The sequence below is a fragment of the Sphingobium quisquiliarum P25 genome, from assembly GCF_000445065.1.
GTDB lineage: Bacteria > Pseudomonadota > Alphaproteobacteria > Sphingomonadales > Sphingomonadaceae > Sphingobium > Sphingobium quisquiliarum.
In genome coordinates this window covers 25065-51742 of record NZ_ATHO01000144.1, presented here as the reverse complement: position 1 = coordinate 51742, position 26678 = coordinate 25065, and the positions used below count along the sequence as shown (strand labels likewise).

Genomic DNA, 26678 nt, shown 5'->3' with positions numbered 1-26678 from the left:
CGTTTCTCTATGGGGCACCTTGTTCACTCCGCTTGGCCGACGGCATCCTTGATCGGCCCGGCCGGCTGATGCAAGGAGGCGGCATGAACTACTGGCTGATGAAATCCGAACCGGACGTTTTTTCCTATGACGATCTGGTCGAAAGGGGGAAGGCGGAGTGGGACGGGGTGCGCAACCACGCCGCCCAGCTCAACATGAAGGCCATGCGCAAGGGCGACCTGTCGATCTTCTACCACAGTAATATCGGCGTCGAAGCGGTGGGGGTGATGGAGATTGTCGAGGAGGCGGCGCCCGACAGCACGGACGACACCGGCAAGTGGATCGCCGTGCATGTCGCCCCGAAGGAAAAGCTGCCCAAGCCTGTGACGTTGAAGACGATGAAGGCCGATCCCGCCTTGTCCGGCATGGTGATGCTCCGCCAGTCGCGGCTGTCCGTCTCGCCGCTCAGCGAGGCGGAGTTCCGGCACATATTGGCGCTGGCGAAGGCGTGATCAGCGCCAGGGCATGATTGCGCGGGACGCAATTACCCTGCCGTCACTTGCGATTGTCGCTGCGGTGCAGCGAACATAGACTGGCCTCAACAGAACAGAAGATCAGGGGTGTTTGATCGGCATTCACAAGGAGCAAAACCATGCGAATGCTGTCGAAGATTTTTGTTGCTGGCGCTGTGAGCGCCATTGTTGCCGCCGCCGCCCCGGCTTCTGCCGAAGAAGGCAAGCAGCGGTTCACGCACGAAGGTTATACCTACGTCTATGACGTGCGCGATACGAAGACGGGCCAGGTAATTTCGGGCCGCCGCTATCCCGATGCGGTCGCCTTCAACCTCGCCGTCAAGAATGGCAAGGTTTCCGGTACGTCCGGCGGCGTGCCGGTGGCGTTCAAGGTGGAAGAAGCGCGCGGCGCTTCGGGCAAGTAACGCCTTATTCTCCGATAAGGATCGGGGCGGCTTCCGTGGGGAAGCCGCCCCTTTTTTGCATCAGCGGCAACGGCGCTTGCTGTCGATTTCCTTGCCGAGCAGCGCGCCGCCCGCAGCGCCCAGGATCGTGCCGGTCGCCCGGTCGCCTTGCGTATCGATCGTACGGCCAAGCAGCGCGCCGCCGACGCCGCCAATGATCAGGCCGGTCGTGCCATCGGACTTGCGGCAATAGGTGCGTCCGTCGCGCCCGCGCCATTCCTTGTAACGATAATGTTTCCGCGCCTGGGCGCCTTCGGTCGGCACGGCCATGGAAACGGGAATGGCCATCGAAACGGCGGCCAGGGCGAGTACGGCTTTACGCATATTTTCTCCTCCAGAAAGATGATTGCTGGTTTGAACCCGCCGATATTGGGGGAGGTTGCATGAACCTGCGGCAACAAGCTAAGTTGTTGAGTAAGCTCCGTTAAAATCATCGGCAGAGCGTCAGCCGGGCGCGGTGAACGCACTGATTTTCATCAAATTGGACATCCGGCGCACGGGAAATACAGCCGGGCTTCTATACCGCGCCTGTTACCCGGCAGGCGGCGGCGAAATGCTAAAGCCAATCGACGCCGCGCTTCCACCCCGCTAAGGGAGTCGCCATGACAAGAGGACGGTTGCCTTTCGCTCATGCAACATAAGCCCAAGCGTAGCCGGGCCATTGCTCTGCCCAACAGCGAATTTCGCGCACGCGCAACGGAATATCTCGATTTTCTGGCAGCCTGGGTGAAGAAGCCCCGGCAGACCGCCTCGGTCGTGCCCAGCAGCCGCTTTCTGGCAAGGCTGATGGTCGCGCATATCGATCCCACTGACGGCAGGGTCATGGAATTGGGCGGCGGCACCGGGGTGTTCACTCGCGCCATATTGAAAACCGGACTGCCGCCCGAAAAGCTGGAAGTCGTTGAGATCAATCCGGCCTTTGCGCGCGGCCTGCGGCGGCATTTTCCCGCCGTGTCCGTGCTGGAAACGCCGGCGCAGATCGTGTCCACCGTCGCCGCTGGCGAAGCGGGGCAGTATCAGACGATCGTCAGCGGCCTTCCGCTGCTCGCCATGGATCGCCACATGCATGCGGATATCCTGTCCGAGGCGTTCCGCATGCTGCGCCCGGGCGGCGGCTTCATCCAGTTCACCTATTCACCCCGTCCGCCGGTGAGCCGGGATGTGCTGGACGCGCTGAACCTGGACGTGGAACGGGTCGGCCAGACGGTGCGCAACTTCCCCCCGGCGACGGTTTTTCGCTTTTTCCGCCGGGGCGAATAGCCTTCCGGTTGCGCCGCGCCGTTCGTCCCCTATCTTCGCCAGCAAAGAAAGGGGCTTATCCACGCATGGCGTCGATCATAACGGTTTCCGGCCTGACGAAAAACTATGCGTCGGGCTTTCAGGCGCTGAAAGGCGTCGATCTTGAGATAGAAGAGGGGGAGATATTCGCGCTGCTTGGCCCCAATGGCGCGGGCAAGACGACGATGATTTCAATCATCTGCGGCAATGTGCGGGCCAGCGGCGGGTCGGTGACCGTCGCCGGGCATGACATCGTGCGAAACTACCGCGAATCGCGCGCGGCGATCGGACTGGTGCCGCAGGAACTGCACACCGACGCCTTTGAGCGGGTCATCGATACGGTGCGCTTTTCGCGCGGCCTTTTCGGCAAGCCGCGCAACGATGCCTATATCGAAAAGGTGCTGCGCGACCTGTCGCTGTGGGACAAGCGGCACAACAAGATGCTGGAGCTTTCAGGCGGCATGAAGCGCCGCGTCATGATCGCCAAGGCGCTGAGCCATGAGCCGCGCGTGCTGTTCCTGGATGAGCCGACGGCCGGGGTCGATGTTGAGCTTCGCCGCGATATGTGGAAGCTGATCGGCGAATTGCGGCAGACCGGCGTCACCATCATCCTGACCACTCATTATATCGAGGAAGCCGAGGAGATGGCCGATCGGGTCGGCGTGATCAACAAGGGCGAACTGATCCTGGTCGAGGACAAGACGGCCCTCATGAAGAAGCTCGGCCGCAAGACGCTGACCGTGACGCTGAGCGACCGGTTGCACGCGCTGCCGCCGGAATTGTCCGAATGGAACCTGTCGCTGAACGGCGAGGGGTGCGAGATCGAATATGTGTTCGACACGCAGGCCGAGCGGACCGGCGTGTCCTCGCTGCTGCGGCGGCTGGGCGACCTTGGCATCGGGTACAAGGACCTCAATACGCAGCAGAGCAGTCTGGAGGACATCTTCGTCAGCCTCGTCCATCAGGAGAAGGCGGCATGAGCCATTTTAATCATCGCGCCATCTGGGCCATTTACAGGTTCGAACTGCACAGGTTCAGCCGCACGCTCCTGACCGGCCTGCTGGTGCCGGTCATCACCACATCGCTCTATTTCGTCGTGTTCGGCGGGGCGATCGGATCGCGCATGACGCAGATTGACGGCATTCCCTACGCCGCCTTCATCGTGCCAGGCCTGATCATGATGTCGATGTTCACCGAAAGCATCTTCAACGCCAGCTTCGGCATCTACATGCCCAAGTTCAGCGGCACCATCTACGAACTGCTGTCCGCGCCCATCTCAGCGGGGGAGACGGTGATCGCCTATGTCGGCGCGGCGGCGACCAAGTCGCTGATCGTCGGCCTCATCATCCTGGCGACGGCGCACCTGTTCGTCGACGTGAATGTCATGCACCCGTTCGCGATGATCGCATTCATGGTCCTGATCGCGGTCAGCTTTTGCCTGTTCGGCTTCATCCTGGGCATATGGGCGCAGAGTTTCGAGCAGTTGCAGGTCATTCCGCTGCTGCTGATCATGCCCATGACCTTCCTGGGCGGCGCATTTTATTCGATCCACATGCTGGCCGAACCCTGGCGTACGATCACCCTGTTCAACCCGATCGTCTACCTGATCTCGGGCTTTCGCTGGACCTTTTTCGGCCGGGGCGATGTGGGGATCGAATATAGCCTGCTGTTCATCACCGCCATGCTGCTTGTGTGCCTGGCCGTGATCGGCTGGATGTTCAAGACCGGATACCGGCTGAAGAAATAAGGGGTAGGGGGCTGAGCGCCCCCTCCGGCCTCAGGCGGCGGCGCTTTCCGGCGCGATCGCGAACAGGGTTACGCCCTTATATTTCACGTCGGATTCGTCGTAGAGGCCGTGCATCGCCTCGAACGTCTCGTCAATGACGCTGACCTCGTTCAGGCCCGCCAGCTTGAAGGTGCCCAGCTTCAACTCGCGCGGCGGGCGGCCTTCCCGCTCGATCGTCACGGCGTCGATGAACATCTCGTCATGGCGGGTATAGAGGATGTGCGGCGCCAGCTTGACGACCATCTTGTTGTAGGTCGCCATCAGGCATTTCTGAAGCGCGATCGCTTCGAAAATGGTCGTCGGGGCAGTCATGGTGCGCCCGTCATTACTGATTCGCGCCGCAGGTTCAATTGCTTTGTGCGCCGCACCATGTGCAAGGAGTGGTTTTCAAGACGAGCGGGGCGGGAGATGAGCGGTCAGCCCCAGCGCATCCCGGCGGCTCCAGCGGATGACCAGCAGCACCGCTACCACGCCAAGACCCGCCGCAAGGCCGATCCAGATGCCAAGCCCCTGCAATCCCATGGGAAAGGCCAGCAGCGTGCCGATGCCGATGCCGATGACCCAATAGCCCAGCAGCGCGAAGATCATGGGCGCGCGCGTGTCGTGCAGGCCGCGCAGCGCGCCAGCGCCGATTGCCTGGGCAGCATCCACGAGCTGGAAAAGGGCGGCTATCCCCAGAAAGCTGACAGCCAGTGCGGCCGTGCGGCTGTTGAGAGGATCGGACAGGTCGAGGAACGCGCCTATCAGCAGGCGGGGAACGGTGACGAGCAGGGCGGCCGCCGCCAGGGCGAAGCCGGTGCCGAGCAGCAGCGCGATCCAGCCTGCCCGCCCTGTCGCGGCGGCGTCTCCGCGCCCGTGCGCCATTCCGACCCGGACGGTCGCCGCTTGTCCGATTCCCATCGGCACCATGAACAGGAGCGCGGCGATCTGGATCGCGATAGCGTGCGCGGCGAGCGAATCGCGACCGATCAGGCCCATGAGGAAGGCCGACGCATTGAACACGGTGGTTTCGAACCCCAGCGTGATCGCGATCGGCAGGCCTAGCGCCCAGACGGCGCGGTGCCTTTCCCGGTCTGGGGTCCAGAAGCGGCCGAGCAGGCGGTAACGGCGGAAGCGGCGATCGATCAGGATCACGGCCAGCAGGCCCAGGAACAGGAAGCAGGAGGACAGGCTGCTTGCAATTCCGGCGCCGAACAGTCCGAGCGCGGGGAAGCCGAAGTGACCGAAGATCAGAGTCCATCCGGCCAGCAGGTTGAACGGAATGCCTGCCGCCATGATGACGAGGCTCCACACTGGCCTTTCCAACGCCGATATGAAGTTGCGCAGGGTGGTGAAGCCAAGGAACGGGAGCAGCGCCCATTGCAGGCCGCGCATCAGCCGTCCGGCATCATGGGCGAGTTCAGGCTGCTGGCCCATGGCGAGCAGGATCGATTCGCTCTGCCACAGCAGGAGCCAGGCGGGCAGGACGAACAGGAGCGCGGCGCGCAGCGTCTGATGCACGGTGCGGCGCACGTCCCGCACGGAATGGCGGCGGCGGCCGCGCTCCGCCGCGATCAGCGGGGCTGCGGCGGTGACGAGGCCCATGCCGAAGATCAGAAATGCGTTGAACAGGTTGATCGCCAGCGCGCCAGCAGCGACGGCCTGAGCGCCCAGGCCGCCGATCAGCAGCAGGTCGGTCGCGGCGATCCCGGCCCAGGCGATGTTTCCGGCGATCATCGGCAGGGCGAGCGCCATCAGCGCGCCCGCCTCCTGCCGCCATGGCGAGGGCATGGAGGGCCTCTTAGTGCTTCTTGAACAGATGAAGGATGGCCACGATGATGCCGCCTATGATCAGGCCGATTATGCCAGATCCGATGGCGTTCACCACCCATTCGATCACCGAACCGGCGGCGGGCAAGGCATGGGCCGCGCTTTCCGCCACTGAATGGATCGCGCCGGGGATCAGGTCCCAATGAAATTCATGCAGGCCGTGGACGATCAGCCCGCCGCCGACCCACAGCATGGCGGCCGTGCCCACGACCGAAAGGATTTTCATGAGCACCGGCATGGCGTGAACAAGGCCGCGGCCGACCGTCCGCGCCGTGGCGGACGACTTTTCGGCCAAATGCAGGCCGATGTCGTCCATCTTCACGATGAGCCCGACCACGCCATATACGCCCGCCGTGATGAGGATGGCGACCACGGTCAGGATAACCGCCTGCTCCCAAAGCGGCTCTGTCGCCACGGTGCCCAGCGCGATTGCCATGATCTCGCCCGACAGGATGAAATCCGTACGGATCGCGCCGGAAACCTTCTGCTGCTCCAGTTCGGCGGAGCTATGGGTGGCTAGCGCTTCTTCGGCGGGGTCATGGCCGCCCTGCACCGCCTCCAACAGCTTTTCGGCAGCTTCGAAACAGAGGAAGGCACCGCCCGCCATCAGCAAGGGCGGGAGCAGCCAGGGAGCGAACGCGCTGAGTAGAAGCGCGGCCGGTAACAGGAAGAGAAGCTTGTTGCGCAGTGATCCGCGCGCGATCTTCCAGATGATAGGAAGCTCGCGATCGGGCGTCAGGCCCATGACATAGCGCGGCGTCACCGCCGTATCGTCTATGACCACGCCCGCCGCCTTCGACCCGGCTTTGCCCGCCGCCGCGGCCACATCGTCCAGCGACGTAGCGGTGAGCTTGGCTATTCCCGCTACGTCATCGAGCAGCGCGATCAGACCCGAAGGCATTGATAAACTTCCCCTGTTCAAGAGCAGGCGGCCGCCCGCCAGCTACCGCCTCATAGGGCGGCGGCCGCTGTGGAGCAACAAGAGCGCCGGGGCTGCGTCAGGCGACGCCGCGATAGTTTCCGGGCGGATCGCTGGCGGGGAAGGATTCGTCGACCTGCTCGTCCACCATGTCCCAATCGCGGGCGTCGATATGCTGTTCTTCCGGCCCTGCATCCCGCACGATGCCCGACGATCCCACCGGCGCGCGGTCGTCAGGCGCGGCTTTCGCCTGCCGCTCTTTCCAGCTTTTCCAGGCGACTGTGCCCAGCCCGGTCAGGAACGCGAGTTTCAGCAGCCCCTTCATGATGATTTCTCCTGCGGATTGTGAACATGGACCCATTCGGCACGGCTGTCGGTCACGCCATGGGGATGGAGGCGGAATTCGCCTTCCTCATCCGTGCCGGGGCGCGCTTCGTCGCCGCCTTCTCCGCCAGCGACCTGCCAGCGCTGACGCAGCGCGGCGTCGATCATGGCGCGCCACAGCGTCTCATCCCCCGCTTCGCGCATATGGGCGTCAGGGTCCTTCATGATGGCGAGGATGCTTGCGGCGTCGGCCACCCGGCCCTGCCACTGATCGGGATCACCGGCGGCAAGGTGGCGGGCCAGCCTTTCGATAAGGGTGCGCTGCTCCATGGCCAGAGGAACGCCGCCCATTCGGTTCCGTTCCGCAACGATCGTAACGGTGGCGTAGCGGAGTGAACGGGAAGCGAGACGGTACGTTGAACAGGGCGATGACTGCACAGGAGACGATCCATGCCCCAGGGCGACAAGAGCAGCTATACCGGCAAGCAGAAGCGCAAGGCGGAGCATATTGAGGAAGGTTATGAGAAGCGCGGCGTTTCCCACAAGGAGGCGGAACGGCGGGCCTGGGCCACGGTGAACAAGGAATCGGGCGGCGGCAACAAGTCCGGTTCCGGGCGCGGCAAGCCCGACACGCACGTATCTTCGCGCAAGGGCGGGCGGAAGGGCGGCGCGGCCTCTGTCCGGCGGTCGGCGGCCGATCGCTCGGCTGCGGCAAAGAAGGGATGGGAGACGCGGCGGAAGAAGGCGAGTTGATGACAGGATCGGGAGGGCTTCGACAGCTTAGCCCGCACGGAGCATGTTCTACCGGGCGATGCTCTCGCGTTTCACCTTGATCTCGAACAGCTTCGCCCAATATTTGCCGGTGATGAACAGGCGGTCGCCCTTGGCATCGTACGCGATGCCGTTCGGAACCGCTTCGCTGTCTTTCGCGCCGCTTGCCTCGTAAAGGGGTGAGATGTCGATCCAGTCGATGACTGTTCCGGTGCGCGGGTCGATGCGCGCGATCCGGCTGTCGTACCAGATATTGGCCCAGATTTCGCCCTTCACATATTCAAGTTCATTCAACCGGTCCACGGGGCGGCCGTTGAAGGACACGGTGATGCGGCGCTGCTCGGTGAGCTGCTCCGGGTCCAGGAAACGGAGCTGGGCCGTGCCATCGCTCATGATCAGGCTATGGCCGTCCTGCGTCAGGCCCCAGCCTTCGCCTTCATAGCGGAATTGCCCAACCGGGGAAAAGTCATCGAGCTTCCACACGAAACCCGTGCGGTGCCGCCAGGTGAGGCTGATCAGCCGGTCTTTCCAGTTGACGATGCCTTCGCCGAAATAGGGCGGGGGGATGACGCGGCGTTCGAGCACCTGCCCATCCTTCAGCGCGACCCTGCGGATTTCCGATTGCCCTTCCAGCCCCGTGCTTTCGAACAAAGCGTCGTTATGGAAGAATAGTCCTTCGGTGAAGGCGGCCGGGTCGTGAGGATAGCTTTTAACCAGCGTCCACGGCGTTTCCGCGCGCAGCTGGGGAGAAAGCCCGAAGGCGAGCAACAGCAGGGCGAGGGCGCTCCAGCGCCGCGCGGAAACCGCGAAACCGGACATTATGGCGCGTTATGTCCAGCCGGAGCGGCCGCCGTAGCTGTCATTCTTCCTCGCCGCCGTCCTGGTTCACCGGCGGATGCAGGCGCAGGCGCTTGACCCTGCGTCCGTCGCTGCTGATCACTTCAAGACGCCAGCCGCTCTGTTCATGTTCCAATATCTCCCCGGCCTCCGGCACGCGTCCGGCGATGACGAAGGCGAGGCCGCCCAGCGTATCGACATCTTCCTCTATATCGGCGAGGCGGCTGTCGATCTCCTTGGCGACATCGTCCAGTTCGGCGCGGGCGTCGGCTTCCCACAGGCCATGGTCGAGCGGGACGAGAAGCGCTTCGGGCGCGTCGTCATGCTCGTCCTCGACATCGCCGACAATCTCTTCCACCAGATCCTCAAAGGTCAGCAGGCCTTCCGTCCCCGAATATTCGTCCAGGACGATGGCCAGATGCGTACGCTTGGCCCGCATTTCCGCCAACAGGTCAAGCGCGCCCATGCTTTCGGGCACATAGAGCGGCTGGCGGATCAAAGGCGCGATGCTGTCCGGCACGGGGGCCTTGCCCGCCAGGATCGCGAAGGCGTCGCGGATGTGGATCATGCCGACGATCGTATCCAGCGTGTCGCGATAGACCGGGATGCGGCTGTGGCCCGCTTCGGCGAACAGCGCGGCGAGATCGGAAAAGCTCGCCTTTTCCTCGATAGCGATGATATCCGCGCGAGGGACGGCGACGTCATCTACCGTATGTTCTGAAAAGTGCAGGAGGTTGCGGACCATCTGGCGTTCGATCGCCGAAAGGTCGCCCTTGGCGGGAGCGGCGGAGCCTTCCTCCTGCTCCTCCTCATCATATTCGTCCAGCGCTTCTTCCAGTTCGCGGCGAAGGCTAGGACTTTCTTCCTCGCCGAAGAGGAGCGACTTGAGGCCGCTCCATAAGCCACCTTCCTGGCTACTACTGTCCGATTCCTTGGAACCGTTGCCGTCCTTTGGGCTGCCCTCAGCCATCTGCCTTCCTATTCCCCTGTTCAATGCTTGTATATCTGGCTGCTAAAGCGATCGGCAGCAAAAATCTAGCGATCCCCATAAGGATCGTTGATGCCAAGGCTCAGCAGCGATTGTGTTTCCAGCGCTTCCATCGCTTCGGCCTCGGCGTCTTCCATATGGTCATAGCCCAGCAAATGGAAAGTGCCGTGGATGATAAGATGGGTTGCATGATCGGCGATGGATATGCCCTTGGCCGCCGCTTCGCTGGCGCACACGCCCTCCGCCAGGACGATGTCGCCCAGCAGCACTTCGCCATCGTCGGTGTTCGCTGTGGCCTCCAGCAGGTCCGATTGCACCATTGGAAAGGACAGGACGTTGGTGGGCCGGTCCTTGTCGCGATAGGCGCGGTTCAGCGCGTGCACCTCCTCGTCGCTGGTCAGCTTGACGGCGACCTCGTACAGCGCCTGGTCGGTTGCGAAGGATGCGTAGGGGCTGTGGGTAATGGCCGCGGCGACGGCACGCTGGGCGAGCATGTCCCAGTCGGCGCCCGGCCAGCCCTGATCGTGGAGGACGGCGACTTCTATCATAGGGTCAAGGCTCTGTTGATGGTGGTGAAGGTCTTGGCACGAAGGGAAGGGGCGCGGTGAGCCGGTCTAGGCATCCGGCCCCTCATATGCCTGAACGATGCGGCCCACGACCGGATGGCGCACGACGTCGCCGATACCGAATGGAACGACCGATATGCCTTCCACGCCCTCCAGGCGAGCGACCGCGTCCGCCAGACCGGAGATGCCCGGCTGCGGCAGATCGACCTGACGCGGATCGCCGCAGATCACCATGCGGCTGCCCTCGCCGAAGCGGGTGAGGAACATCTTCATCTGGGCGATGGTGGTATTCTGCGCCTCGTCCAGCACGATGAAGGCGTTGGAGAGCGTCCGGCCGCGCATGAAGGCGAGGGGAGCGATCTCGATCTCGCCCGATGCGATGCGGCGCTCCACCTGCTCGGCGGGCAGCGTGTCGTAGAGCGCGTCGTAGATCGGCCGCAGATAGGGGTCGACCTTGTCCTTCATGTCGCCCGGCAGAAAGCCCAGCCGCTCGCCCGCTTCGACGGCGGGGCGTGACAGGATCAGCCGGTCGACGCTGCCGGTGATGAGCTGGCTGACGGCCTGGGCGACAGCGAGATAGGTCTTGCCGGTGCCTGCGGGGCCAAGCGCGAAGATGATATCGTTCCGGGTCAGCGCCTCCATATAGGTGACCTGGGTCGATGACCGGGGGACGATGGTCTTCTTGCGCGTGCGGATCATCACCTTGGGTGGTTCGGCGACATCGTGGCGAATGATGCCGTCCAGCGTGGGTTCGGCGGACATGGCGATGACCGCCTCAACCGCGCCGCCGTCAATCTCCTGCCCGGCGACGATACGATTATAGAGGCCGGTCAGAACGTCGCGTGCGCGCGCGGCGGCTTCGGGGTCGCCCTCGATCTGCAACTTGTTGCCGCGCGCCGCGATGTAGACGCCCAGCCGATTCTCTATCGCGACCAGATTCTGGTCATATTGCCCGAACAGCGTTCCCAGCAGGTGCGGCTTTTCGAACGTCACCTCCAACCGGGCACGTTCGGCAGCGCCGAGACGATGATTCTGGTTCGGTTTCTTGGACATGGGTCAGCCCTTTCCTACTTCTGTCGCAGCCGTGGGGACGGCTATCCATCTCTTTCCCGTCGAGCCTGGCGGACAGGTTCGGAGATGGGTTCCCGCATTTCCGGGAACGACTGTGAGTAGGTTCAAGCGGCCTTCCTCCTGCTGGGCTGACCGGCCAGACTGTTCGGGCCGGCGCTGATGATATCCACTTCGACCATATCGCCGATAAAAAGTTCCGGCGCGGTTATATGCACTGATTGCAGCCAGGGCGTTTTGCCGATCAACTGCCCTGGATGGCGGCCCTTGCGTTCCAGCAGAATATCAGTGCGGCGTCCCACGGCGGCAGCGTTGAATTCGGCCTGGTGCCGGTTGATCAGCGCCTGCAACCGCGCCAGCCGCTCGTCCATCACCTCGGCCGGGATCTGCCCGTCCATCTCCGCCGCAGGGGTGCCAGGGCGGGGGCTATATTTGAACGAATAGCATTGCGCGTAACGCACCTGCTCGACGATCCTCAGCGTATCTTCAAACTCCGCATCGGTCTCGCCGGGGAAGCCGACGATGAAATCCCCCGACAGGGCGATGTCCGGGCGCGCGGCGCGGACGCGTTCGATAATGCGCAGATAGCTGTCCGCGCTGTGGCTGCGGTTCATGGCCTTCAGGATACGGTCATTGCCTGACTGCACGGGCAGATGGAGGAAAGGCATCAGCTTTTCCACCTCGCCATGCGCGGCGATGAGGCCGTCGCTCATGTCGTTGGGATGGCTGGTGGTGTAGCGAATGCGCTGGAGGCCGTCGAGCTTCGCCAGTTCGCGGACCAGGCCATCCATGCCCTGCGCGCGGCCCTTTGCGTCCTCCCCGGTCCAGGCATTCACATTCTGGCCCAGCAGGGTGATTTCGCGCACCCCCCCGTCGACAAGCGCCCTTGCCTCATCCAGGATCGCGGACCAGCTGCGGCTGATTTCCGCGCCGCGCGTATAGGGCACGACGCAATAGGTGCAGAACTTGTCGCATCCTTCCATGATGGTGAGGAAGGCGGTCGGGCGGGCCTGCTTGGTGCGGGCGGGAAGCGCGCCGAATTTGGAGGCGAGCGGCATGTCGGTGTCCACCGCCTCCTCGCCGCGCCCGGCCTTTTCGATCAGTTCGGGCAGATGGTGATAGGCCTGCGGACCGACGACGATGTCCACGCTTTTCGCGCGGCGGCTGATCTCACTGCCTTCAGCCTGCGCGACGCAGCCGGCGACGGCGATCATCGGACGCGTGCCATCCTCGCGCGTCAGGCGGCCGATGTCGGAATAGACCTTGTCCACTGCCTTTTCACGGATGTGGCAGGTGTTGAGGATGACGAGATCGGCCTGCGCGCCATCGGCTGCGGCGCTCATGCCGCGCTCGCCCAGCATCTCGGCCATGCGCTCGCCATCATAGACGTTCATCTGGCAGCCGAAGGATTTGACGTGGAATGTGGCCGGAGTCTTGGGAGCGTTGTTACGATTCATGCGGTCCAGCTATACAGCCGCCGCCGCGCAAGTGAAAGGCGGCAGGTGGCGCGCGATACTGGCGGCGATCCTTTCGCTCGTCACGGCCGCGAGTTGCTTGCGATCGGGATATTGCAGCGGGTCGAAAGGCTCAAGGAAACGCAGGGTCACGTCGAGGGGCCCCCTCCTTTCCAGCAGCCGCCTTGCGTTCGCGCCCGCGGCTTCGTCGCTGTGCCAAGCGATGTCCGCGGTGGCCGCACCGTAATCGATATGCACCGGCTGGATCATCACGGCGCGCGGCGGCGGCAGCAGAACGGCGAGCAGCGACGGCTTGAAGGGCAGAAGGCCGCTGCCGTCGCTCGTCGTGCCTTCCGGGAACAGGGCGACCGGCTGATGCCCGGCCAGGGCGGCGCGCAGGCCGCTGATCTGATGCGCCAGCGCGCCGCGCCGGTTGCGCGCGACGAAAAGCGTGTTGTTCTGCGCCGCGAGCCAGCCGATCACCGGCCAGCCCGCTATCCCGTCATGAGCGACGAAGGCGGCGCCGGTGGCTCCGCCCAGGGCCAATATGTCGATCCAGCTTACATGGTTGGCGATGATGAAGCTGTCGCCGCGAAAGGCGTGGCCTTCGGTCCGCACGCGGGCGCCGATGGAGCGCGCCGCCATGCCCAGGAAAAGGCGCGGCCAGGGGGATCGCCTGCCCAATGCGCGCCAGATCAGGTGAGGAAGAAGGCACAGGAGCAGGCTGCCCGTAAGCGCCCCTGTCCGCAGCCACCGGCGCAACCTGGGCAAGCCGGTCAGTTCTTCCGTTCGAGCGAGACGCCGTAAAGCTCCATGCGGTGATCGACCAGGCGGAAGCCCAGCCGTTCCGCGATCTGCTTTTGCAACTGCTCCAGTTCCGGGTCGACAAATTCGATGACGTTGCCGGTTTCGACGTCGATCAGATGGTCATGATGCGATTCCGGCGCTGCTTCATAGCGCGCGCGGCCATCGCCGAAATCATGACGTTCAAGGATGCCCGCCTCTTCGAAAAGGCGGACGGTGCGATAGACGGTGGCGATCGAAATGCCCGGATCGATGGCGGAGGAGCGCTTGTGCAACTCTTCCACGTCCGGGTGATCGGACGCGTCGCTCAGAACCTGCGCGATGACGCGGCGCTGCTCGGTGATACGCAGGCCCTTTTCCTGGCAAAGGGCTTCCACGTCGATCTTGCGGTTCATGAAGGTTCGCTCATTTCTGTAATCGGATGGTGGGGCGAAGCTAGCGGCTTTTCCCACAGCATGAAAGGGGCGCATGGCCGATGCGCCCCTTCGTCATGACGGATGGCGTCAAGCGTCCTTATTTGACGCGGGCGCGGCGGCGCTTGGTGCCAAGGCCGATCTTCTTCGCCAGCGAGCGGCGCTGTTCGGCATAGTTGGGCGCGACCATCGGATAATCGGCGGGCAAGCCCCATTTCGCCCGGTAATCTTCCGGCGTCATCTGATAATGGGTCATCAGATGCCGCTTGAGCATCTTCAGCTTTTTCCCGTCTTCCAGGCAGATGATGTAATCCGGCTTGATCGAGGATCGCACGGAAACAGCCGGCTCCGGCTTCACTTCCGGCGCGGCGGCGGGCGTCGCCAGCCCGGAAAGCGCGGCATGAACATTCTGAATGAGAGTGGAGACATCAGAAACTGCGACGCTGTTGTTCGAGACATGAGCCGCGACAATATCAGACGTCAAAGTAATAAGCAGTTCGTTCTGCGCCGATTCGGTTTCCATTTTTCTTATCCTGCGAAGGCTGGTTTTAGATGCGACCCGCCTCCCGAAATCATTTCAGGAGCGGTATGGTCGGATTATACCCTTGGCATCCGTTTAGCAAGGGAGGATGCAGGCTATTCCATTATTTCTATACGCAAGCTCAGCGCATCATGAAGTTGTCCATCTTGGCCGCGATAATAACCGGGACGTCGATGTACATATTCAAAGCCGACATTTTCATACAATTTTATAGCATTGTTGGATGACCTGACTTCCAGGTTCATCGTTCTTATGCCGCGGCGGCGCGCGGTCTTGATACTGTCGAGCAACAATGTCCGCCCGACACCCCGCCCGCGCCACAGCGGATGCACCGCAAGCAGCAGCAGTTCGCACTCGTCCAGCACCGACCGGACCAGGGCAAAGCCAAGCACGGCGGCATCCACCCGCGCGATGGTCAGCCATGTTCCCGGCATCGTCATGACCCCGGCAAGCTGTGACAAGGTCCATGCCTCGCCATAGGCGGGATCGAAGGCCTGCGTCATCACCTCCATGGCGTCGGCCATGGCGTTGCGCTCCGCCTCTTCAAAGCTGTCGAGCGTCAGGCCGGAGATCATTTCGCTGGCCGCTCCGCCATGGGCCGCGCATCGGCATCGCGGCAATAAATGGGGGAGGGGGGCAGCGCGGGCAAAGCCGCGATCAAGGGATAGTCTGCGGAATCGGGATAACGGCTGACGGCGACCCCATGTCCTCTGGCGGTGATCAGCGCCTCCGCGCCCGTCCCGTAGATGACGGGATGATCGAGCTGTGCGGCCAGTGCCGAGATGGGGGTGGAGGCGGGGCTGGTGAGCGGCGTCAGCCCGTCCGCTTCGAAACATTGCCAGAACAGTTCGCCATGCCCTCCGGTGATGGTGACCGCGATCGGGCCGCCTTCATGGTCCGCCGCCGCTTTCGCCGCGATCAGGGAAAGCGCGCCATAGCCATTTAGGGGGAGCGACCAGGCCAGCGCAAGCGCGCGCGCCGCCGCAATGCCGATGCGTACGCCGGTGAAGCTGCCCGGCCCGGCATCCACCGCGATCCTGTCCGCGCGGCCGCCATCGGGCAGCGCGGCGATGGCGGGAAGCAGCGCTTCGGCATGGCCCCGGCCGACAATCTCATGAACATGGCCGAGCACCTGGCCGTCATCGAGCAGCGCCACGGACAGCGCCTGCGTAGCGGTGTCGATGACGAGAATGCGCAAGAAAGTCCCCTGTGAGAAACCGCGAACGGATCGGCCCGTTCAGCGGTTAGTCGATCCGTCCGGCTTTGCCAATGACGTCCGGCAAGCGCTCAAACCGCGCGCACTTCCGTCACTTCGGGCACATAATGTTTCAGCAACTGCTCGATGCCGTTCTTGAGCGTCGCGGTGGAGGAGGGGCATCCCGAACAGGCGCCCTGCATGCGCAGATATACCGTGCCCCGCTCAAAACCGCGATAGACGATGTCGCCGCCGTCATTCGCCACCGCCGGGCGGACGCGCGTGTCGATCAGCTCCCTGATCTGCGCCACGATCTCCGCATCGGCGGGGTCGTCGGCAAATTCCTCTTCTTCGGGAACGACGATGCCCCCCGCCGAACCGGCCGGGAACAGCGGCATGTTGGCGGAAAAATGTTCAAGCAGGATCGAAAGCACGTCCGGCTTCACGTCGCTCCATTCCGCTCCGGGCGCGATGGTCACGGAAATGAAGTCGCCGCCGAAGAAGACGCCGGTCACGTCGCCCAGGCCAAACAGCGCCGAGGCGAGGGGCGATGCCTCCGCTTCTTCCGGCGTGGCGAAATCGCGCGTTCCCATGCCCATGACGACACGGCCGGGGATGAACTTGACGGTTGCCGGGTTGGGCGTGGGTTCGGTCTCGATCAGCATGGCCGCTATGTGGAGACAAGACCGCGCGAGATCAAGCTTTCTGCTGGACGTGCGGAACCCTGCCGCATGCTTATCGATTGATTCCGTGTTCACGAACAGGAGAGACAAGATGAGCAACGAGGCCGACATCCGTCACCGCTTCTGGACCGAGCTTGCGCAAAGCCCCTTTCTGATGATTGGCCTACAGGGCTCGCATGATCATAGCTTGCCGATGACGGCGCAACTGGACCCCGGCGCGAACCATTGCTTCTGGTTCTATACGAGCAAGGATAACCGGCTGGCTGCGGGCGGCCCCGCGATGGCGCAGTTTTCCAGCAAGGGCCATTATCTGTTCGCCTGCATCGACGGGACGCTGACGGAGGAAACGGACCCGGCGGTAATCGATCGGTATTGGACCCATGATGTTGCCGCCTGGTATCCGGGCGGACGGCAGGACCCCAATCTGCTGATGCTGCGGTTCGACCTTGGCCACGCCGAAATCTGGCGTGCGGATATGTCGCTGGGCGGCATGTTCAAGCAGATGTTCGGCGGCGACGTGCGCGCCGAAATGCGCGGCAAGCATGTCGAAGTCCCCCTCTAGCGAGGCACGGCCTTACGATCAGATGATATCAGTATGAGGGTGGTCCCGGCCTATGTTCCGGGGCCACTTGCTTTTTATCGCCGTTTGGACCATATGCGCCGCAGCGCAGCAGGGGCATCTTCAAGTTCCATAGCGATTGGCAGCGTGATCGTCCCGGCCCGGAAGGGTGAAGGGGCCGGCCAATGAAAGTCTGCGTCAAGCTTTGAGGCTTCCCTTTTCACGCGGGTCGTTTCGTAACCCGCCTTGCGCGCCGGTCTGCATGAGCAGGCCGTGCTGCCGCATCGCCCGACTTGTGAGTTTTATCCAATGCAATTTACCGACCTTGGCCTTGCCGAGCCGATCCTCCGGGCGCTCGCCGCCAAGAAATATGCTTCGCCCACGCCCATCCAGTCGCAGGCCATTCCCGTGCTGCTGCAAGGAAAGGACCTGTGCGGCATAGCGCAGACCGGCACTGGCAAGACGGCGGCCTTCGCGCTGCCCAGCCTGGATCATTTCGCCCGCAATCCCAAGCCGACGCCCTTGCAGGGATGCCGGATGCTGGTGCTGTCGCCCACGCGCGAACTGGCGGCGCAGATCGCCCAGAGCTTCCGCGACTATGGCCGCTTCCTGAAATTGTCGGTGGAGGTCGTGTTCGGCGGCGTACCGATCAACCGGCAGATCAGGGCGCTGGGGCGCGGCGTCGATATCGTGGTCGCTACTCCGGGCCGTCTGCTCGACCTGATCGACCAGCGCGCCTTCACCATCAAGGACACGGAAATCTTCGTCCTCGACGAGGCCGACCAGATGATGGACATGGGCTTCATCCATCCGTTGAAGCGCATTGCCAAGCTGCTGCCCAGGGAGCGGCAGAACCTCTTCTTTTCGGCCACGATGCCGGGCGAGATCGAGGCGCTGGCCGCGCAGTTCCTGCACGATCCGGTGAAGGTGAGCGTCGCGCCGCAGTCCACCACGGCCGAGCGGGTGCGCCAGCAGGCGACCTTCGTCAATCAGGCGGAAAAGCAGGCGCTCCTGACCCTTACCGTCAGGAACGAGCCAATCGATCGCGCGCTGATCTTTACCCGCACCAAGCATGGCGCGGATCGCGTCGTACGTTTCCTGGAAGGCGCGGGCATTCAGGCGGTCGCGATCCATGGCAACAAGAGCCAGGCCCAGCGCACCACTGCCTTGCAGGCGTTTCGCCATGGCCATGTGAAGCTGCTGGTCGCCACCGACATCGCGGCGCGCGGCATCGACGTGTCGGGCGTCAGCCATGTCATCAACTTCGAACTGCCCAACGTTCCCGAACAATATGTCCATCGCATCGGCCGTACCGCGCGTGCCGGGGCGGAGGGCGTCGCGATCAGTTTCGTGGCGGATGATGAACGTCCTTATCTGAAAGCGATCGAGCGCACGACCCGCGTGAAGCTGGACATCGTGCCTCTGCCTGAAAACTTCGTCGAAGCGGTCCGCAACCTGCCCAAGGCAGCGCCGCAGCGGAAGGGGCGGGAGCAGACGCCGGAACAGAAGGCGAAGCGGGCCGAGGGGCAGCGCCGCTATCAGGATCAACAGCAGCGGCAGCAGCGCGGCGGCGCTGAACGGGCCCATCGCCCTGACGGCGAAACCCCCGCCAAAAAGCCGTTCCGCCGCCGTCGCAGCGGGGTTGGCGCGCATAAGGCCGCTGTTCAGCGGACCGCCCGCTGACGCCCTCAAGCAAGCCGATCCGCTCCAGGGACGGGGTGTGAAACAGAATCGTCAGTAGCCATTCAGGAATTTGGCTCTAGGCTGTCGCGCCATGAGCCTTTCCTTCCGGCGTTCTGCCGTTTCGCTGACAGTTCTTGGCCTGCTGATTTCGGGTTCGCCCGTCCCGCTTTCCGCGCGGACGCAGCCGGTCATTGCTTCTTCCCCTGCGGGTCCCAAGACGGCCGAGCCGCAGGTGCGGCCATGGCTGTACGAAAATAGCGACGTTCCCATCGATACGGCGTGGCGCTTCGGCCAATTGTCCAATGGCCTGCGCTATGCGATCCGCCGCAATGGCGTGCCGCCCGGTCAGGTCTCCGTCCGCCTGCGCATCGACGCCGGATCGCTGATGGAGCAGCCGGACGAGCTTGGTTACGCGCATTTCATGGAGCATCTGACCTTTCGCGGTTCGCGCCATGTGCCCGATGGCGAATCCAAGCGCATCTGGCAGCGGCTGGGCGTCACCTTCGGCAGTGACAGCAATGCGCAAACGACGCCCACCGGCACGACCTACGCGCTGGACCTGCCTCAGGCGAGCCAGGCCAGCCTGGGCGAGAGCCTGAAAATATTGGCGGGGATGATGGCGGACCCGAATATCATCGACAGCGCCGTCAATGCGGAACGGGCCGTGGTGCTGGCGGAACGGCGTGAGGGCGAAGGCCCGCAGATGCGCATTTCGGACGCCACCCGGCAACATTTCTTCGCGGGCCAGTTGCTCGCCGAACGCAGCCCGATCGGCACTGTGGCGACGCTGAACGCCGTCACCGCCGCGCGGATGGAGGCGTTCCACAAGCGCTGGTATCGCCCGGAAAATGCCGTCATCGCCATTTCGGGCGACATGGACCCGGCCATGGCCGAACAACTGGTCAAGGATCAATTTGCGAGCTGGTCCGTGCCGGGCAAGGGTGCGCCGCTGCCCGACTTTGGCGAGCCTGATCCCAAGGCGCCTGCGACCAGGGTGACGGTGGAGCCCGGCGCGCCGACCGGATTGACCATGGCATGGCTGCGCCCGTGGAAGCCGCGTGCGGACACGATCGTCTATAATCAGGACAAGCTGACCGACATGCTGGCGCTCCAGATCGTCAGCCGCCGTCTTGAGCAGGCGGCGCGCAGCGGAGGGAGTTTCCTGCAAGCCAGTGCCGACCAGCAGGACATCAGCCGGTCGGCGGACGGCACTTTCGTCACCATCCTGCCTGCGGGTGACAATTGGGAAAAGTCGCTGGCGGACGTTCGCGCCATCATTGAGGATGCGAAGGCCAGCCCGCCCAGCCAGCAGGAAATCGACCGCGAATATGCCCAGCTCGACACGGCGCTGGCCATTCAGGTCGAAAATGCCGACACCGAAGCTGGCGCGAAGCAGGCGAGCGATCTCGTGAGCGCGGTCGATATCCGGGAAACGACCGTCAGCCCGCAGGCGGCACTGGACATTTTCCGCTCCGGCAAAGCGTCCATGACTCCGCAGAAGATATTGGATTCGACGCGACGGCTTTTTTCGGCGGGCGTGTTCCGCGCCATGCTGGTGACTGGAAAGGTCCAGCCGGGATTGGACGCAAAGCTGGCGGCAGCCGTGGCTGCTCCGGTCAAGGCGGCGACCAATGCGCGCCTGTCAGCCAAGCCGGTGACGATGGCCGACCTGCCCAAGATCGGCGCGCCGGGCAAGGTCGTGTCCCGTGCGTCCGTTGGCCTGCCGGGCATGGAGAGCATCACCTATGCCAATGGCGTGAAGCTGACCCTCTTCGCCAATGATGCGGAAACAGAGAAGGTCAGGATCAACGTCCGCTTCGGCCATGGCCAGCAGGCATTTTCGCCGTCCAAACCCGTGGCTGGCTGGGCGGCCAATTATGCGCTGGTGGCGAGCGGCATCGGCAAGCTGGGGCAGCGGGAACTGGACGAACTGACCAACGGCCGCCGCATGGGCATGGATTTTTCGATCGACGACGATGCGTTCGAGTTTCAGGCGGTCACACGTCCGGCCGATTATAAGGATCAGCTCCAACTGTTCGCGGCCAAGCTGTTCGCCCCCGGATGGGACCCGGCGCCGATCGCCCGCGTGAAGACGGGAGCGGCGCTGGCCTATGACGCCATGGCGCGCGCGCCCGATTCGGTGCTCGCGCGCGACCTCAACTGGCTGCTCCATGACAAGGATGTGCGCTTCCGCACCCCTTCGCGCGCGGAGATCGAGGCGCTGACGCCGGAGGCGTTCCGGGCCACATGGGAACCGCTGCTCGCCTCCGGGCCGATCGAGGTGCAGATATTCGGGCAGGTGAAGCCGGACGACGCCATCCAGGCGGTGGCCGCCACCTTCGGCGCGCTGCCCCCGCGTTCCGAACAGCCGGTGCCAGCGGCGAACAAGGTGATGCGCTTCCCGGCTCCGGTGTCCAAGCCCGTCGTCCTGCGCCACACGGGCAGCAAGGATCAGGCCGCCGCCGTCATGGCATGGCCTACGGCGGGCGGCTTCGCGCTCCAGACGGAGGCGCGGCAGCTGGAAATATTGACGCAGATCTTCAACGACCGCCTGTTCGACAAGCTGCGGTCGACGGAAGGCGCGGCCTATTCGCCCAGCGTGCAGAATAGCTGGCCCTTCTCCTACGAAAATGGCGGCTATATTCTGGTGACCAGCCAGGTGCGCCCCGACCGCATCAACTATTTCTACGGCGTCGTGAAGGATACTGCCGCTGACCTCGCGAAAAATCCGGTGAGCGATGACGAATTGCAGCGCGCGGTGGCGCCGATGCGGCAATTGCTGATGCGGGCGGGGACCGGCAACGCCTTCTGGATGAACCAGATGGAAGGGGCCGCGCACGACCCGCGCTATGTCCAGGCGATGCAGACCATGGCCAAGGACATGCTGGACGTCACGCCCGCGCAGATTCAGGCGCTGGCGGTCAAATATCTAAAGCCGGGCAGAAGCTGGTCCGCGGTGGTTCTGCCGCAGGGGGTGGAGGCGCGATGAACGCCCCCTTGAGAAAAGCGTCAGGATGCTGGTGAACGGGGCTTAGCCGATCCCGCGAAGGGCGGCGATGATCATCCGCGCCGCGCCTCTGGCAGTTGTTGCAGCGCTCAGTTCCGGGCGCGAGAGGCTGCGGTGGCCGAAACCGAACATGCACGCCATGATCATCTCCTTGGCTTGAAGAAGGCTGGCTTCGTCCAGATCTGGATTGGCCGCGCAGGCGAAATCGTGCAGGCATTGGCGCAGGTCGCCGCACAGCATCGCAATCGTCTCGCCGACCCGGCCGTTGCGGAACGCTTCGGCCAATATGTCGAAGGACAAGGCTTCCTCATGATCGCTCAGCGCCGTCAGGAAAAGCTGTTCAAAAGCGTCCTCGATATCGATCTCACCGTTGTGCAGACTGTTTTGCAGCGCGACAATTTCGTTCCGCCGCTCAGTTGAATCGACCTCCACAATGGCGCTGATAATATCTTCCTTGCTCTTGAACAGGCGGTAGATTTGGCCCACAGATACCTGCGCACTGCTTGCAAGTTCGGCCATGGAGCTTTGGTGAAAGCCATGAAGATTGAACAGGTCGCGCGCGGCGCCAAGGATGCGCTCCTTACTCCCCGGTTCGTGTTGCGCTGCAACCAAAATTTCCCTCCTGCCCCTTTTTACCCTTGATCTCTCATTGCCACCTTCCTACCTGACGGGCAAGCGGAATGAACGTTCACTCCTAGGAATCATAACAAAGCGGAGCATCGGCTGGTGCCAAAGGGATTGATTGTCGGATTGTTGGCCTGCGTTTCCAGCCTGGCCTTGAGCGGGTGCGGCAAGGAGGCGCCTGCCGCGCCGCCGCCCCCGTCCGTGGGCGTCGTATCGCTCAAGGTCGAGTCGGCTCCGCTGATCAGCGAGCTTCCGGGGCGCATTGCCGCCGCCGAAACGGCCGAGGTGCGCCCGCAGATCAGCGGCATCATCCGCCGCCGCCTCTTCACCGAAGGCGCTTATGTGAAGGCGGGGCAGCTTCTGTACGATATTGAGGACGCGCCTTATCGCGCCGCATTGGCGCAGGCACGCGGCAATCTGGCCCGCGCCCAGGCGACGATCAACGCCACGGCGTTACAGGCGCGGCGTTATCAGGAATTGGTGGGCATCAACGCGGTCAGCCGTCAGGAAGCCGACAATGCCATAGCCAGCGCGCAGCAGGCGAGGGCAGATGTCGCGGCGCAAAGGGCGGCAGTTGAGGCGGCTCAGGTGAACCAGAATTTCACCAAGATTCGCGCGCCCATTTCCGGGCGCATCGGACGGTCGCTGTTCACGCCGGGCGCATTGGTGCAGGCGGGGCAGGCCGATCCGCTCGCGACCATCCAGCGCATCGACAAGGTCTATGTCGACGTCACGCAATCAGCCGCCCAGATCATCGATTTCCGCCAGGCGCTGCGCGCCGGAGGCGTAAGCGAAGCCGATGGGGCGCGGGTCCAGCTGCTGCTGCCCAACGGCAGCACCTATGGGGTAGAGGGGCGTCTGCAATTTTCTGAAGTGACGGTCGATCCGAGTTCGGGCGCAGTCACCATGCGCGCGACATTCTCCAATCCTGACGGGCTGCTGCTGCCGGGCATGTATGTGCGGGCAAGGGTGGTCGCGGGGCGGCAGACGAACGCGATCCTCGCGCCGCAGCAGGGCATCAGCAGGGACGCACGCGGCCGTGCGACCGCGATGGTCGTGAACGCGCAGAACAAGGTCGAAACCCGCCTGGTGGAAGCGAAGGAGACATTGGGCAAGAGCTGGATCGTGACCAAGGGGCTGAAGGCTGGCGACCGGCTGATCGTCGAAGCGCCGCAGAATTTGAGGCCGGGCACCGTGGTCAAGCCGCGCCCGCCCCAGCAGATCAAGCCCGGCACCGGCGAGGCGCAATAAGCCATGGCCCGTTACTTTATCGACAGGCCCATCTTCGCATGGGTCATCGCGATCGTCATCATGCTCGCCGGGCTTCTGGCGCTCCGGCAGTTGCCGGTGGCCCAGTTCCCCGAAATCGCGCCGCCGACGGTAACGATCAACACCGTCTATCCCGGAGCGAACGCGCAGACGCTGGAAAATACGACGACCCAGATCATCGAGCAGCAGCTCAAGGGCATCGACCATCTGCGTTACTTCTCGTCCAGCAGCGATTCTGCGGGTGCGCTGACCATCACCCTGACGTTCGAGCAGGGCACCAACGCCGACATCGCGCAGGTGCAGGTGCAAAACAAGCTGGCGCAGGCGACGCCCTTGCTTCCCCAGGAAGTGCAGCAGCAGGGCCTTCGCGTCACCAAATCGACATCGTCCTTCCTGATGGTGATGGCGGTCTATGCCGATGACGGCATTCATGACCAATCCGACGCCGGCGACTTTGTCGCGTCCACGCTCCAGGACCCGATCAGCCGCTTGAATGGCGTCGGCGACACGCAGTTGCTGGGCGCGTCCTATGCCATGCGCGTTTGGCTGGACCCCTATAAGATGGCGAACCTCAGGGTCACGACGGGCGACGTCAAGGCGGCGATCCGGGCGCAGAATGCGCAGGTGTCGGCGGGGCAGATCGGCGGCACGCCTTCGCCCAAGGGGCAGGCGCTCAACGCCACGGTCACGGCGCAGTCGCGTCTCCGCACGCCCGAACAATTCCGCAAGATCATCCTGCGCAGCAATCCCGACGGTTCGACCGTGCTGTTGCAGGATGTCGCCCGCGTTGAGCTGGGGGCCGACAGCTACGGTTTCAGCGCCCGCTTCAATGGCCATCCCGCCGCCGGTTTTGGCATCAAGCTGGCGCCGGGCGCAAACGCGCTCGATACGGTGGAGGGCGTCAAGGCGCGCATCAAAGAACTATCGGGCAGCTTCCCATCCTGGGTGAAATATGACTTTCCGGTCGATAATTCGACCTATGTGAAGCTGTCGGTGGAACAGGTCATCCACACGCTTTTCGAAGCAGTGTTGCTCGTCTTTGTGGTGATGTTCCTGTTCCTTCAGAACTGGCGCGCGACCCTTATCCCCACCATTGCCGTGCCTGTCGTGCTTCTGGGATCGCTGGCGATCCTGCATGCGGCGGGCTTCACCATCAACACGCTGACCTTGTTCGGCATGGTGCTCGCCATCGGCCTGCTGGTCGATGACGCGATCGTGGTGGTCGAAAATGTGGAGCGCATCATTCAGGAAGAGGGGCTTTCGCCCAAGGAAGCGGCGAAGAAGTCGATGGACGAGATCAGCGGCGCTCTGATCGGCATCGGTCTCGTCCTGTCGGCCGTGTTCCTTCCCATGGCCTTCTTCCCCGGCTCCACGGGCGTGATTTTCCGCCAGTTTTCCATCACCATCGTGTCTTCGATGATCCTGTCGGTGCTGGTCGCGCTCATCCTGACGCCAGCGCTTTGCGCCACGATCCTGAAACCCCAGCGGCATGATCATGCGCATCAGAAGGGCTTTTTCGGCTGGTTCAACCGCATGTTCGACCGGAATGTGACCCGCTACGGCATCGCGTTGAAGAAGCTTGAGAAAAGCCGTGGCAGGACCATGCTCGTCTACGGGCTGATCGCTGTCGGCATGGCCGTGATCTTCCTGCGCCTGCCGGGCGGATTCCTGCCGAACGAAGATCAGGGAAGATTGATCAACCAGGTTTCGCTGCCCGCCGGATCGGGCATTGACGAGACGGAAAAGACGCTCGAACGGCTGCGCAACTATTATATGACGGAAGAGAAGGACAATGTGGCTGCCGTCTTTACCATCGCGGGCTTCGGCTTCGTGGGGCAGGGGCAGAATGTCGGCATCGCCTTCGCCCGCATGAAGGACTGGTCCGAACGCAAGGGATCGGAAAATAATGTGGAGGCGATCGCCCAGCGCGCCAACGGGGCCTTCCGCCAGTTCCCGGTGGGGACGGTGATCGCCATCGTTCCGCCAGCCGTTCAGGAACTGGGCAATGCGTCGGGCTTCGACTTCCAACTCGTGGACCGCGGCAATCTGGGCCATGACCAGTTGCTGGCCGCGCGCAACCAGTTGCTTGGCATGGCAGCCGCGGACAACAGGCTGGCGCAGGTGCGGCCCAACGGCCTTGAAGACACTGCGCAGCTGAAATTGAACGTGGATCAGGCCGCTGCCGGAGCCTTCGGCGTCGCGCAGGCCGACATCAACGATACGATCGCGACGGCGATGGGCGGCTCCTACGTCAACGACTTCATCGATCGCGACAGGGTGAAGCGCGTCTATGTCCAGGCCGACGCGCCGTTCCGCTCCTCGCCTGATTCCATCGGCGCGCTGCATGTGCGCGGATCGTCCGGGGCGATGGCGCCGATCTCATCCTTCGCCAACACCGAATGGATGCAGGGCCCTGCCAAGCTGGAGCGTTTCAACGGCGTCCCCTCGATGCAGATCATGGGATCGCCCGCGCCCGGCGTGAGCACGGGCGAGGCGATGAAGGCGATGGAGGAGCATGCGGCGAAGCTGCCCAAGGGCTTCGGCTTCGAATGGAACGGCATCTCTTATGAGGAGAGGACATCGGGCGGCCAGGCTCCGGCGGTCTATGCGCTGTCGATGCTGATCGTCTTCCTCTGCCTTGCCGCGCTGTATGAAAGCTGGTCGGTGCCGATCGCGGTCATGCTGGTCGTACCGCTCGGCGTGCTGGGCGCGGTGATCGCCGCGGCTCTGGTGGGCCTCAACAACGACATCTACCTCCAGGTCGGCCTGATCACCACCATCGGCGTGTCGGCAAAGAACGCCATCCTGATCGTGGAGTTCGCCGAGGAAAAGATGCGCACGGGCCTGTCACCTGCACGAGCAGCGCTGGAGGCGGGCAAGCTGCGCCTGCGGCCCATCCTGATGACCAGCTTCGCCTTCATCTTCGGCGTCCTGCCTCTGGCGCTGGCGAGGGGTGCGGGGGCCGGGGGCCAGCGCGCGATCGGGTCCGCGGTTGTCGGCGGCATGCTGTCGGCCACCGTGCTCGCCATCTTCTTCGTCCCGGTATTCTTCACCGTCGTCAAACGCCTTTTCCGCCAGCATGGCCACGCGGAGCAGGAGTCCAACCGGCGCGAGCCGCCCGCCGCGCCGCAGGAAGCATGAGGCA

Annotated in this window: 29 protein-coding genes; 11 read left to right on the top strand and 18 right to left on the bottom strand. The window is 63.5% G+C overall.

Features of this window, described 5'->3' with window-relative positions; translation table 11 throughout:
• The first annotated feature begins 83 nt into the window (after positions 1–83).
• Positions 84–491, top strand: a complete 408-nt coding sequence (locus L288_RS37510) for an EVE domain-containing protein (RefSeq protein WP_021239282.1) — start codon at positions 84–86, stop codon at positions 489–491.
• Positions 492–637: 146 nt separating this feature from the next.
• Positions 638–916: a longin-like domain-containing protein gene (locus tag L288_RS37505; protein ID WP_021239281.1), complete on the top strand. Its 279-nt coding sequence runs from the start codon at positions 638–640 to the stop codon at positions 914–916.
• 60 nt (positions 917–976) lie between these two features.
• Here the strand turns inward: L288_RS37505 and L288_RS37500 are convergent, their stop codons facing one another.
• Positions 977–1279, bottom strand: coding sequence for a glycine zipper 2TM domain-containing protein (locus L288_RS37500; RefSeq protein WP_021239280.1), 303 nt, complete (start codon positions 1277–1279; stop codon positions 977–979).
• Between the two features lie 306 nt (positions 1280–1585).
• Here L288_RS37500 and L288_RS37495 point away from each other — a divergent pair, with 306 nt between their 5' ends.
• From L288_RS37495 to L288_RS37485, 3 genes are all read left to right on the top strand, one after another.
• On the top strand, positions 1586–2215 hold the full coding sequence (locus tag L288_RS37495; protein ID WP_021239279.1) for a class I SAM-dependent methyltransferase: 630 nt from the start codon (positions 1586–1588) through the stop codon (positions 2213–2215).
• A 65-nt stretch (positions 2216–2280) separates the two neighbouring features.
• A complete protein-coding gene (locus tag L288_RS37490) occupies positions 2281–3213 on the top strand; it encodes an ABC transporter ATP-binding protein (protein WP_021239278.1) in 933 nt (310 codons plus the stop codon).
• Complete coding sequence (locus L288_RS37485; protein WP_021239277.1) at positions 3210–3980, top strand: ABC transporter permease; 771 nt, start codon at positions 3210–3212, stop codon at positions 3978–3980. The genes L288_RS37490 and L288_RS37485 overlap by 4 nt, the downstream gene beginning before the upstream one ends.
• A 30-nt stretch (positions 3981–4010) precedes the next feature.
• On the opposite strand, the gene L288_RS37480 is transcribed toward L288_RS37485, so the two are convergent.
• The 5 genes from L288_RS37480 to L288_RS37460 form a co-directional block, all read right to left on the bottom strand.
• Positions 4011–4331 (bottom strand): hypothetical protein, encoded by a 321-nt coding sequence (locus L288_RS37480; RefSeq protein ID WP_021239276.1) that lies wholly within the window; start codon positions 4329–4331, stop codon positions 4011–4013.
• A 75-nt stretch (positions 4332–4406) separates the two neighbouring features.
• On the bottom strand, positions 4407–5789 hold the full coding sequence (locus L288_RS37475; protein ID WP_021239275.1) for an MATE family efflux transporter: 1383 nt from the start codon (positions 5787–5789) through the stop codon (positions 4407–4409).
• Positions 5790–5799: 10 nt separating this feature from the next.
• On the bottom strand, positions 5800–6729 hold the full coding sequence (locus L288_RS37470) for a DUF808 domain-containing protein (protein ID WP_021239274.1): 930 nt from the start codon (positions 6727–6729) through the stop codon (positions 5800–5802).
• Between the two features lie 97 nt (positions 6730–6826).
• Positions 6827–7072: a hypothetical protein gene (locus L288_RS37465; protein ID WP_021239273.1), complete on the bottom strand. Its 246-nt coding sequence runs from the start codon at positions 7070–7072 to the stop codon at positions 6827–6829.
• Positions 7069–7401 carry a hypothetical protein gene (locus tag L288_RS37460; protein WP_031304691.1) on the bottom strand — a complete coding sequence of 111 codons (333 nt, stop codon included), beginning with the start codon at positions 7399–7401 and terminating at the stop codon, positions 7069–7071. The genes L288_RS37465 and L288_RS37460 overlap by 4 nt, the downstream gene beginning before the upstream one ends.
• Positions 7402–7521: 120 nt before the next feature.
• Between L288_RS37460 and L288_RS37455 the strand changes: the two genes are divergently transcribed.
• Positions 7522–7824 carry a hypothetical protein gene (locus L288_RS37455; protein ID WP_021239271.1) on the top strand — a complete coding sequence of 101 codons (303 nt, stop codon included), beginning with the start codon at positions 7522–7524 and terminating at the stop codon, positions 7822–7824.
• Positions 7825–7872: 48 nt separating this feature from the next.
• Here L288_RS37455 and L288_RS37450 read toward each other — a convergent pair whose 3' ends face one another.
• The 11 genes from L288_RS37450 to L288_RS37400 all read right to left on the bottom strand — a co-directional run bounded on the left by L288_RS37450 (position 7873) and on the right by L288_RS37400 (position 16373).
• Positions 7873–8661, bottom strand: coding sequence for a glutaminyl-peptide cyclotransferase (locus tag L288_RS37450; RefSeq protein WP_021239270.1), 789 nt, complete (start codon positions 8659–8661; stop codon positions 7873–7875).
• 40 nt (positions 8662–8701) lie between these two features.
• Entirely contained in the window at positions 8702–9649 is a 948-nt protein-coding gene (locus L288_RS37445; RefSeq protein ID WP_021239269.1) for a hemolysin family protein, read from the bottom strand.
• Positions 9650–9714: 65 nt separating this feature from the next.
• Positions 9715–10215, bottom strand: a complete 501-nt coding sequence (gene ybeY / locus L288_RS37440) for an rRNA maturation RNase YbeY (protein WP_021239268.1) — start codon at positions 10213–10215, stop codon at positions 9715–9717.
• Positions 10216–10281: 66 nt separating this feature from the next.
• Positions 10282–11286, bottom strand: a complete 1005-nt coding sequence (locus L288_RS37435; RefSeq protein ID WP_021239267.1) for a PhoH family protein — start codon at positions 11284–11286, stop codon at positions 10282–10284.
• A gap of 122 nt (positions 11287–11408) precedes the next feature.
• Positions 11409–12758 carry a tRNA (N6-isopentenyl adenosine(37)-C2)-methylthiotransferase MiaB gene (miaB, locus tag L288_RS37430; protein ID WP_021239266.1) on the bottom strand — a complete coding sequence of 450 codons (1350 nt, stop codon included), beginning with the start codon at positions 12756–12758 and terminating at the stop codon, positions 11409–11411.
• Positions 12759–12767: 9 nt separating this feature from the next.
• Positions 12768–13526, bottom strand: a complete 759-nt coding sequence (locus L288_RS37425) for a lysophospholipid acyltransferase family protein (RefSeq protein WP_041208562.1) — start codon at positions 13524–13526, stop codon at positions 12768–12770.
• A gap of 5 nt (positions 13527–13531) precedes the next feature.
• Entirely contained in the window at positions 13532–13954 is a 423-nt protein-coding gene (locus tag L288_RS37420) for a Fur family transcriptional regulator (RefSeq protein WP_021239264.1), read from the bottom strand.
• A 118-nt stretch (positions 13955–14072) separates the two neighbouring features.
• A complete protein-coding gene (locus tag L288_RS37415; RefSeq protein ID WP_021239263.1) occupies positions 14073–14495 on the bottom strand; it encodes a MucR family transcriptional regulator in 423 nt (140 codons plus the stop codon).
• Positions 14496–14608: 113 nt separating this feature from the next.
• Positions 14609–15088 carry a ribosomal protein S18-alanine N-acetyltransferase gene (gene rimI, locus L288_RS37410; protein ID WP_021239262.1) on the bottom strand — a complete coding sequence of 160 codons (480 nt, stop codon included), beginning with the start codon at positions 15086–15088 and terminating at the stop codon, positions 14609–14611.
• Positions 15085–15711 carry a tRNA (adenosine(37)-N6)-threonylcarbamoyltransferase complex dimerization subunit type 1 TsaB gene (gene tsaB, locus L288_RS37405; RefSeq protein ID WP_021239261.1) on the bottom strand — a complete coding sequence of 209 codons (627 nt, stop codon included), beginning with the start codon at positions 15709–15711 and terminating at the stop codon, positions 15085–15087. Before tsaB ends, rimI begins: the two co-directional genes overlap by 4 nt.
• 89 nt (positions 15712–15800) lie before the next feature.
• Positions 15801–16373, bottom strand: a complete 573-nt coding sequence (locus L288_RS37400) for a NifU family protein (protein ID WP_021239260.1) — start codon at positions 16371–16373, stop codon at positions 15801–15803.
• Between the two features lie 109 nt (positions 16374–16482).
• Between L288_RS37400 and L288_RS37395 the strand changes: the two genes are divergently transcribed.
• The 3 genes from L288_RS37395 to L288_RS37385 all read left to right on the top strand — a co-directional run bounded on the left by L288_RS37395 (position 16483) and on the right by L288_RS37385 (position 21622).
• On the top strand, positions 16483–16953 hold the full coding sequence (locus L288_RS37395; protein ID WP_021239259.1) for a pyridoxamine 5'-phosphate oxidase family protein: 471 nt from the start codon (positions 16483–16485) through the stop codon (positions 16951–16953).
• A 306-nt stretch (positions 16954–17259) separates the two neighbouring features.
• On the top strand, positions 17260–18633 hold the full coding sequence (locus tag L288_RS37390; RefSeq protein ID WP_021239258.1) for a DEAD/DEAH box helicase: 1374 nt from the start codon (positions 17260–17262) through the stop codon (positions 18631–18633).
• Positions 18634–18724: 91 nt separating this feature from the next.
• Entirely contained in the window at positions 18725–21622 is a 2898-nt protein-coding gene (locus L288_RS37385; protein ID WP_021239257.1) for a M16 family metallopeptidase, read from the top strand.
• A 42-nt stretch (positions 21623–21664) separates the two neighbouring features.
• On the opposite strand, the gene L288_RS37380 is transcribed toward L288_RS37385, so the two are convergent.
• Positions 21665–22252, bottom strand: coding sequence for a TetR/AcrR family transcriptional regulator (locus L288_RS37380; protein ID WP_021239256.1), 588 nt, complete (start codon positions 22250–22252; stop codon positions 21665–21667).
• Between the two features lie 114 nt (positions 22253–22366).
• On the opposite strand from L288_RS37380, the gene L288_RS37375 reads away from it, so the two are divergent.
• A complete protein-coding gene (locus tag L288_RS37375) occupies positions 22367–23515 on the top strand; it encodes an efflux RND transporter periplasmic adaptor subunit (protein WP_031304688.1) in 1149 nt (382 codons plus the stop codon).
• Between the two features lie 3 nt (positions 23516–23518).
• Complete coding sequence (locus tag L288_RS37370) at positions 23519–26674, top strand: efflux RND transporter permease subunit (protein WP_021239254.1); 3156 nt, start codon at positions 23519–23521, stop codon at positions 26672–26674.
• Positions 26675–26678: the final 4 nt, after the last annotated feature.

Bases quoted from the DNA above. Each gene is read 5' to 3' on its own strand.
- L288_RS37450 (WP_021239270.1), bottom strand. From the start codon at position 8,661: ATGTCCGGTTTCGCGGTTTCCGCGCGGCGCTGGAGCGCCCTCGCCCTG.
- L288_RS37485 (WP_021239277.1), top strand. From the start codon at position 3,210: ATGAGCCATTTTAATCATCGCGCCATCTGGGCCATTTACAGGTTCGAA.
- L288_RS37385 (WP_021239257.1), top strand. From the start codon at position 18,725: ATGAGCCTTTCCTTCCGGCGTTCTGCCGTTTCGCTGACAGTTCTTGGC.
- L288_RS37455 (WP_021239271.1), top strand. From the start codon at position 7,522: ATGCCCCAGGGCGACAAGAGCAGCTATACCGGCAAGCAGAAGCGCAAG.
- L288_RS37510 (WP_021239282.1), top strand. From the start codon at position 84: ATGAACTACTGGCTGATGAAATCCGAACCGGACGTTTTTTCCTATGAC.
- ybeY (WP_021239268.1), bottom strand. From the start codon at position 10,215: ATGATAGAAGTCGCCGTCCTCCACGATCAGGGCTGGCCGGGCGCCGAC.
- L288_RS37480 (WP_021239276.1), bottom strand. From the start codon at position 4,331: ATGACTGCCCCGACGACCATTTTCGAAGCGATCGCGCTTCAGAAATGC.
- L288_RS37475 (WP_021239275.1), bottom strand. From the start codon at position 5,789: ATGCCCTCGCCATGGCGGCAGGAGGCGGGCGCGCTGATGGCGCTCGCC.
- L288_RS37495 (WP_021239279.1), top strand. From the start codon at position 1,586: ATGCAACATAAGCCCAAGCGTAGCCGGGCCATTGCTCTGCCCAACAGC.
- miaB (WP_021239266.1), bottom strand. From the start codon at position 12,758: ATGAATCGTAACAACGCTCCCAAGACTCCGGCCACATTCCACGTCAAA.
- L288_RS37470 (WP_021239274.1), bottom strand. From the start codon at position 6,729: ATGCCTTCGGGTCTGATCGCGCTGCTCGATGACGTAGCGGGAATAGCC.
- L288_RS37505 (WP_021239281.1), top strand. From the start codon at position 638: ATGCTGTCGAAGATTTTTGTTGCTGGCGCTGTGAGCGCCATTGTTGCC.
- L288_RS37370 (WP_021239254.1), top strand. From the start codon at position 23,519: ATGGCCCGTTACTTTATCGACAGGCCCATCTTCGCATGGGTCATCGCG.
- L288_RS37415 (WP_021239263.1), bottom strand. From the start codon at position 14,495: ATGGAAACCGAATCGGCGCAGAACGAACTGCTTATTACTTTGACGTCT.
- L288_RS37390 (WP_021239258.1), top strand. From the start codon at position 17,260: ATGCAATTTACCGACCTTGGCCTTGCCGAGCCGATCCTCCGGGCGCTC.
- L288_RS37420 (WP_021239264.1), bottom strand. From the start codon at position 13,954: ATGAACCGCAAGATCGACGTGGAAGCCCTTTGCCAGGAAAAGGGCCTG.
- L288_RS37490 (WP_021239278.1), top strand. From the start codon at position 2,281: ATGGCGTCGATCATAACGGTTTCCGGCCTGACGAAAAACTATGCGTCG.
- L288_RS37460 (WP_031304691.1), bottom strand. From the start codon at position 7,401: ATGGAGCAGCGCACCCTTATCGAAAGGCTGGCCCGCCACCTTGCCGCC.
- L288_RS37395 (WP_021239259.1), top strand. From the start codon at position 16,483: ATGAGCAACGAGGCCGACATCCGTCACCGCTTCTGGACCGAGCTTGCG.
- L288_RS37445 (WP_021239269.1), bottom strand. From the start codon at position 9,649: ATGGCTGAGGGCAGCCCAAAGGACGGCAACGGTTCCAAGGAATCGGAC.
- L288_RS37400 (WP_021239260.1), bottom strand. From the start codon at position 16,373: ATGCTGATCGAGACCGAACCCACGCCCAACCCGGCAACCGTCAAGTTC.
- L288_RS37465 (WP_021239273.1), bottom strand. From the start codon at position 7,072: ATGAAGGGGCTGCTGAAACTCGCGTTCCTGACCGGGCTGGGCACAGTC.
- L288_RS37435 (WP_021239267.1), bottom strand. From the start codon at position 11,286: ATGTCCAAGAAACCGAACCAGAATCATCGTCTCGGCGCTGCCGAACGT.
- L288_RS37500 (WP_021239280.1), bottom strand. From the start codon at position 1,279: ATGCGTAAAGCCGTACTCGCCCTGGCCGCCGTTTCGATGGCCATTCCC.
- rimI (WP_021239262.1), bottom strand. From the start codon at position 15,088: ATGATCTCCGGCCTGACGCTCGACAGCTTTGAAGAGGCGGAGCGCAAC.